The organism is Streptomyces spongiae (assembly GCF_009377185.1).
GTDB lineage: Bacteria > Actinomycetota > Actinomycetes > Streptomycetales > Streptomycetaceae > Streptomyces > Streptomyces spongiae.
In genome coordinates this window covers 1-5795 of sequence record NZ_VJZC01000610.1, presented here as the reverse complement: position 1 = coordinate 5795, position 5795 = coordinate 1, and the positions used below count along the sequence as shown (strand labels likewise).

Sequence of the window (5795 nt, the reverse complement as noted above, 5' to 3'; positions counted from 1 at the left end):
GTTCATGGGCGGGGGGCTCCTGTGAGGGTGATGGTCCGTTGCCCGGCGATGGCGACGCCCGTGAGGGTGCTCTGTCGGCTTATGGGCAGGGGTGGTTGAGTGGTTTCGTTGCGTGACCGATCCCACACTCAGAGTAGAGAGAGGGGTTTACAATTTTCAAGCTGCTTCTCAGATCGGTGGACGGACTCCCCTGATCCGGAGAGACTTTGGGCGACCGACGAGGAGTGAACCGTGGGACTGCGCACCACCATCAGCGAACGCCAGCGTCGCCTCGGCTACGAGCTCAAACACCTGCGCGAACAAGCGGGGTTCAGTGCGGGGGAAGCTGCGGAGCGGATCGGGATGGGCCGGGCCCAGCTGAGCCAGATCGAGACCGCCAAGACGACGATCCTGACGGAACGACTCTACGACCTATGCCGCCTGTACGGTTGCACAGATAAGACGTACATCGAGGCCCTCGTCTCCATGTCCGAGGCAACCGGCAAGGGGTGGTGGACCGCCTACAGGAAGCCCATGGAGCAAGGGCCCCTGAACATGGCGGAGTTGGAGGCCGGCGCCACCGTGCTTCGAATGCACCAGTCGCTGCTCATCCCGGGTTTGTTCCAGACGGCCGACTACGCCAGGGCGCTCTTCACGAGCCCGAAGCTGGGCTTCGAGAACACCGAGGACACACTGAGGTTCCGGATGGAGCGCCAGAACGTTCTGGCCCGCGACAATCCGCCGTCCGTTCATGCCGTGATCCATGAATCCGCGTTGCACATGCGGTTCGGAGGGACCCAGGTGCTACGGGGTCAGTTGCTCCGGCTCATCGAACTGGCCCGTCTCCCGCACGTGACCATCCAGATCTACCCGTTCGCCTCCCGGGCGCACGCGGCCCTCACCGGCAACTTCGTTCATGTCATCCCGAGCGTTCCCGAGCTGGGCACTGTGGTGCTTGAACAGCCGTCCGGTTTCCAGTACTTGGGCGATCGCGGCAGCCTGTCCCAGTACGGCGCCCTGTTCGAGAGCCTCGCCGAGTACGCCCTCGCACCAGTCGACGTATCGTTGGCCCCGGAAGCACACTCAGTAAAGGACTCGCTGGCCCTCATCCAGCATGTGCTCTACACCCTCTGAGGAGGCCCGGATGCCTGAACTCACCTGGCAGAAGTCAACGTTCAGCGGCGGCCCACAGGGCGAGTGCCTCTACCTGGCCACCGCCCCCGACGGAACCCTCCGCCTCCGCGAGAGCGACGCCCCCGACGTCATCCTGGCCGCCGCCCCGGAGGGCCTCGCCGCGCTCCTGCTGCACGTCAAGCAGGAAGGGGCCCGGAGGTTCGGCTGAACCTCCGGGCCCCTTCACACGGTTGACGAGGCGTCAGTCCGAGGACTGCTGCCTCTTCGGGCGCCACACCACCAGCGCGCTCGTCTGCTGGACCTCCTGGTACGGGACCAGGTCGCGGCGGTACGAGGCGTGCACCGCTGCCTCGCGCTGGCGCATGGCCGCCGCCGCGCCGTCCAGGGCGTCCTGCATTTCGGCCACGCGGGCCTGGAGCGCGGCGACCTGGTTCTCCAGTTCGATGATGCGCTTGATGCCGGCGAGGTTGATGCCCTCGTCCTGCGACAGCTGCTGGACGGTGCGCAGCAGTTCGATGTCGCGGGCCGAGTAGCGCCGGCCACGACCGGCCGTGCGGTCCGGCGAGACCAGGCCCAGACGGTCGTACTGGCGCAGGGTCTGCGGGTGCAGGCCGGAGAGCTGAGCCGCCACCGAGATGACGTAGACCGGGGTCTCCTCGGTCAGTTCATACGGATTCCGTCGCCGGCCGTCCATCTCATCAAGCTCCCTTCGCGGCCTGGAACAGCTCCGCCCGCGGGTCCTCGCCCGCTGTCGCCTCGCGATACGCCTCGAGCGCGTCACGAGCCTTCCCCGACACGTCCTGCGGAACACTCACCTCGACGGTGACCAGGAGGTCCCCGCGGGTGCCGTCCTTGCGGACCGCGCCCTTGCCCCGGGCGCGCATCGTACGGCCGTTCGGCGTGCCCGGGGGCAGCTTCAGCGTGACCGGCGGACCGCCGAGCGTCGGCACACGGATCTCTCCGCCCAGCGCCGCCTCCGGATACGTCACCGGCACCGTCACCGTCAGGTTGTCTCCCCTGCGGCCGAACACCGGGTGGGCGTCGACATGCACGGTGACGTACAGGTCGCCGGCCGGGCCGCCGCGCTCGCCGGGCGCGCCCTTGCCGCGGAGCCGGATGCGCTGACCGTCCGTGACACCGGCCGGTATGCGCACCTGCATCGTCCGGGACGACTTCGCCCGGCCGCTGCCCTGGCAGTCCATGCAGGGGTGCTCGGCGATGAGGCCGCGGCCCTTGCAGTCCGGGCAGGGGTCCGTGAGCGAGAAGCCGCCGCCGGAGCCCCGCGCCACCTGGCCGGTGCCGACGCAGGTCGGGCACACGCGCGGTGTGCCGTTCTTGTCGCCGGTGCCCGAGCATGCCTTGCAGGGCGACTGCGAGGTCATACGGAGGGGTACGGTCGCGCCGTCCACCGCCTCGGTGAAGCTCAGTGTGACCTCGGTGTCGATGTCCTGGCCGCGCCTGGGCTGGGTCCGCGTGCCGGTACCCGTGCCCGCGCCGCCGCGGTTGAACAGTCCCCCGAAGACGTCACCGAGTCCGCCGCCGAAGCCGCCCGCTCCCTGCCCGCCCTGGGCGCCGCCTCCGAAGAGGTCGCCCAGGTCGAAGTTGAACGAGCCGCCGCCCGCACCCCCCGGGCCCGGGCGGAAGCCGCCGTTGCCGAAGAGGGCGCGCGCGTCGTCGTACTCCTTGCGCTTCTTGGGGTCACCGAGGATGTCGTTCGCCTCGGAGATCTCCTTGAAGCGGTCCTCCGCCTTGGCGTTTCCCTTGTTGGCGTCCGGGTGGTACTCGCGGGCGAGCTTCCGGTACGCCTTCTTGATCTCGGCCTCGGTGGCGTCCTTGGGGACGCCGAGGACCTTGTAGTAGTCCTTCTCGATGAAGTCCTTGGTGCTCATCCTCGACGCCCCTCCTTCCTCGTTGGTTCAAGCTCAGCCCTCGTCCGGGCCACCGCTCTCCTTGTCGTCAGCGGCGGAGGTCGCCTCCGCCTCGTCGGACTTGACGGTCTGGGCGCCGGGCTGCGGTTCGGCCACGGCCACCCGCGCGGGGCGGATGGTGCGCTCGCCGAAGCGATACCCGGGCTGCAGAATCGCCACGCACGTCGTCTCGGTGACATCCGGCGCGTAACTGTGCATCAGGGCTTCGTGGATCGTCGGGTCGAAGGGCTCGCCCTCCTTGCCGAACTGCTGCAGTCCCATCTTCGCCGCGACGGTCTCCAGCGACTCGGCGACGGACTTGAATCCGCCGACGAGTTCGCCGTGGTCCCGCGCGCGGCCGATGTCGTCGAGCACGGGCAGGAGCTCGGTCAGGAGGTTCGCGATGGCGATCTCCTTGACCGTGATCCGGTCGCGCTCCACGCGGCGGCGGTAGTTCTGGTACTCGGCCTGGAGCCGCTGGAGGTCCGCGGTGCGCTCGCCGAGCGCGGTACGGACCTGGTCGAGCTGGGCCGTCAGAGCCGCCTGTGCGCCTGCGTCCCCGGTCGGGGCCGCCCCTTCCTGGGGGGCGGCCTTCGACTCGGCGTCTTCGGGGGTCGCGCCGGAGGGGACGTCGGGCTGCTGCGGCGATGCGGCCTGCGGCTGCTCGTCGAAGCCCGGGGTCTCCTCCGTCACGCGGCACCGTCCTTCCGGTCCTCGTCGACGATCTCGGCGTCGACGACGTCGTCGTCAGCGGCCTTGGCACCGGCACCGGCGTCGGCACCCGGGGCTTCGCCGCCCGCGGCCTGACCGGCCTGCGCGTCGGCGTACAGCGCCTGGCCGAGCTTCTGCGAGACGGCGGCGACCTTCTCGGTGGCCGTACGGATCTCGGCGGTGTCCTCGCCCTTGAGCGAGGTCTTCAGCTCCTCGACGGCGGCCTCGACCTCGGTCTTGACGTCACCCGGGACCTTGTCCTCGTTGTCCTTGAGGAACTTCTCGGTCTGGTAGACGAGCTGCTCGCCCTGGTTGCGGGACTCGGCGGCCTCGCGGCGGCGGTGGTCCTCCTCCGCGTACTGCTCGGCCTCCTGGCGCATGCGGTCGACCTCGTCCTTCGGCAGCGAGGAGCCGCCGGTGACGGTCATCTTCTGCTCCTTGCCGGTGCCGAGGTCCTTCGCCGTGACGTGCATGATGCCGTTGGCGTCGATGTCGAAGGAGACCTCGATCTGCGGGACGCCACGGGGGGCCGGGGGCAGACCGGTCAGCTCGAACATCCCGAGCTTCTTGTTGTACGCCGCGATCTCGCGCTCGCCCTGGTAGACCTGGATCTGCACGGAGGGCTGGTTGTCCTCGGCGGTGGTGAAGATCTCCGAGCGCTTGGTCGGGATCGTCGTGTTCCGCTCGATGAGCTTGGTCATGATGCCGCCCTTGGTCTCGATACCGAGGGAAAGCGGCGTCACGTCAAGGAGAAGAACGTCCTTGACCTCACCCTTGAGCACACCGGCCTGGAGCGAGGCGCCGATGGCGACGACCTCGTCCGGGTTCACACCCTTGTTGGCCTCCTTGCCGCCGGTCAGCTCCTTGACGAGCTCGGCGACGGCGGGCATACGGGTGGAACCACCGACGAGAACGACGTGGTCGATCTCGCTGAGCTGGATGCCGGCGTCCTTGATCACATTGTGGAACGGCGTCTTGCAGCGCTCGAGCAGGTCAGCGGTGAGCTGCTGGAACTGGGCGCGGGTGAGCTTCTCGTCGAGGTGCAGGGGGCCCTCGGCGGAGGCGGTGATGTAGGGCAGGTTGATCGAGGTCTCGGTGGAGCTGGACAGCTCGATCTTGGCCTTCTCGGCGGCCTCACGCAGACGCTGCAGGGCCATCTTGTCCTTGCCGAGGTCCACGCCGTGACCGCTGGCGAACTGCTTGACCAGGTAGTCGACGACGCGCTGGTCCCAGTCGTCACCACCGAGGTGGTTGTCGCCGTTGGTGGCCTTCACCTCGACGACGCCGTCGCCGATCTCCAGGAGCGACACGTCGAAGGTGCCGCCACCGAGGTCGAAGACGAGGATCGTCTGGTCGTCCTTGTCGAGGCCGTACGCGAGCGCGGCGGCGGTCGGCTCGTTGACGATACGCAGGACGTTGAGGCCCGCGATCTCACCGGCTTCCTTCGTCGCCTGGCGCTCGGAGTCGTTGAAGTACGCCGGGACCGTGATGACCGCGTCCGTGACCTTCTCGCCCAGGTACGACTCGGCGTCCCGCTTCAGCTTCTGCAGGATGAACGCCGACATCTGCTGCGGGTTGAAGGGCTTGTTGTCGAGCTCGACCTTCCAGTCGGTGCCCATGTGACGCTTGACGGAGCGGATGGTCCGGTCCACGTTCGTGACCGCCTGGCGCTTGGCGACCTCGCCGACGAGCACCTCGCCGTTCTTGGCGAAGGCGACGACGGACGGCGTGGTCCTGGCGCCCTCTGCGTTGGTGATGACGGTGGGCTCGCCGCCTTCAAGAACGCTGACGACGGAGTTAGTCGTGCCCAGGTCGATGCCGACCGCACGTGCCATTTCGATTCCTCCAGCAATGACTTGAGTGGAACGGACTCAAGCATGCATGACGCTTGCCGCTCGGTCAACAGACCTGAGTCGCGGGGGCTCAACTCTTATCTGCTCCTTACGCGCAAGTGGGCTCCGACCTGGGGGTTTCTGACGGCTGGAGCTTGGGGTGCACCTCGGGAAGGGTGACGCGTACCCGGCCGGGGCGCCCTGGACGCGGCGACGGTCCGAGTTTTTCGCC

6 protein-coding genes are annotated in these 5795 nt (G+C 68.2%); 2 read left to right on the top strand and 4 right to left on the bottom strand.

What is annotated here, in order from left to right; translation table 11 throughout:
• Window positions 1-231: 231 nt before the first annotated feature.
• Window positions 232-1113, top strand: coding sequence for a helix-turn-helix domain-containing protein (locus FNH08_RS42810; protein ID WP_322726373.1), 882 nt, complete (start codon window positions 232-234; stop codon window positions 1111-1113).
• A gap of 10 nt (window positions 1114-1123) precedes the next feature.
• Complete coding sequence (locus FNH08_RS42805) at window positions 1124-1321, top strand: DUF397 domain-containing protein (RefSeq protein ID WP_152776912.1); 198 nt, start codon at window positions 1124-1126, stop codon at window positions 1319-1321.
• Window positions 1322-1354: 33 nt separating this feature from the next.
• Here the strand turns inward: FNH08_RS42805 and FNH08_RS42800 are convergent, their stop codons facing one another.
• Genes FNH08_RS42800 through dnaK form a run of 4 tightly spaced genes read right to left on the bottom strand, consistent with a single transcriptional unit; the run spans window position 1355 to window position 5566 of the window.
• Window positions 1355-1807 carry a heat shock protein transcriptional repressor HspR gene (locus FNH08_RS42800; RefSeq protein ID WP_152776911.1) on the bottom strand — a complete coding sequence of 151 codons (453 nt, stop codon included), beginning with the start codon at window positions 1805-1807 and terminating at the stop codon, window positions 1355-1357.
• A gap of 4 nt (window positions 1808-1811) precedes the next feature.
• The gene (gene dnaJ / locus FNH08_RS42795; RefSeq protein ID WP_152776910.1) at window positions 1812-3002 is read right to left on the bottom strand and encodes a molecular chaperone DnaJ; all 1191 of its coding nucleotides are present in this window, start codon (window positions 3000-3002) and stop codon (window positions 1812-1814) included.
• 33 nt (window positions 3003-3035) lie between these two features.
• Window positions 3036-3713, bottom strand: coding sequence for a nucleotide exchange factor GrpE (gene grpE, locus FNH08_RS42790; protein ID WP_322726372.1), 678 nt, complete (start codon window positions 3711-3713; stop codon window positions 3036-3038).
• Complete coding sequence (gene dnaK / locus FNH08_RS42785) at window positions 3710-5566, bottom strand: molecular chaperone DnaK (RefSeq protein WP_152776909.1); 1857 nt, start codon at window positions 5564-5566, stop codon at window positions 3710-3712. The genes grpE and dnaK overlap by 4 nt, the downstream gene beginning before the upstream one ends.
• Window positions 5567-5795: the final 229 nt, after the last annotated feature.

What these genes read in the sequence shown, in the direction of transcription:
- dnaJ (WP_152776910.1), bottom strand. Translation starts at nt 3,002, where the DNA reads ATGAGCACCAAGGACTTCATCGAGAAGGACTACTACAAGGTCCTCGGC.
- FNH08_RS42800 (WP_152776911.1), bottom strand. Translation starts at nt 1,807, where the DNA reads ATGGACGGCCGGCGACGGAATCCGTATGAACTGACCGAGGAGACCCCG.
- FNH08_RS42805 (WP_152776912.1), top strand. Translation starts at nt 1,124, where the DNA reads ATGCCTGAACTCACCTGGCAGAAGTCAACGTTCAGCGGCGGCCCACAG.
- dnaK (WP_152776909.1), bottom strand. Translation starts at nt 5,566, where the DNA reads ATGGCACGTGCGGTCGGCATCGACCTGGGCACGACTAACTCCGTCGTC.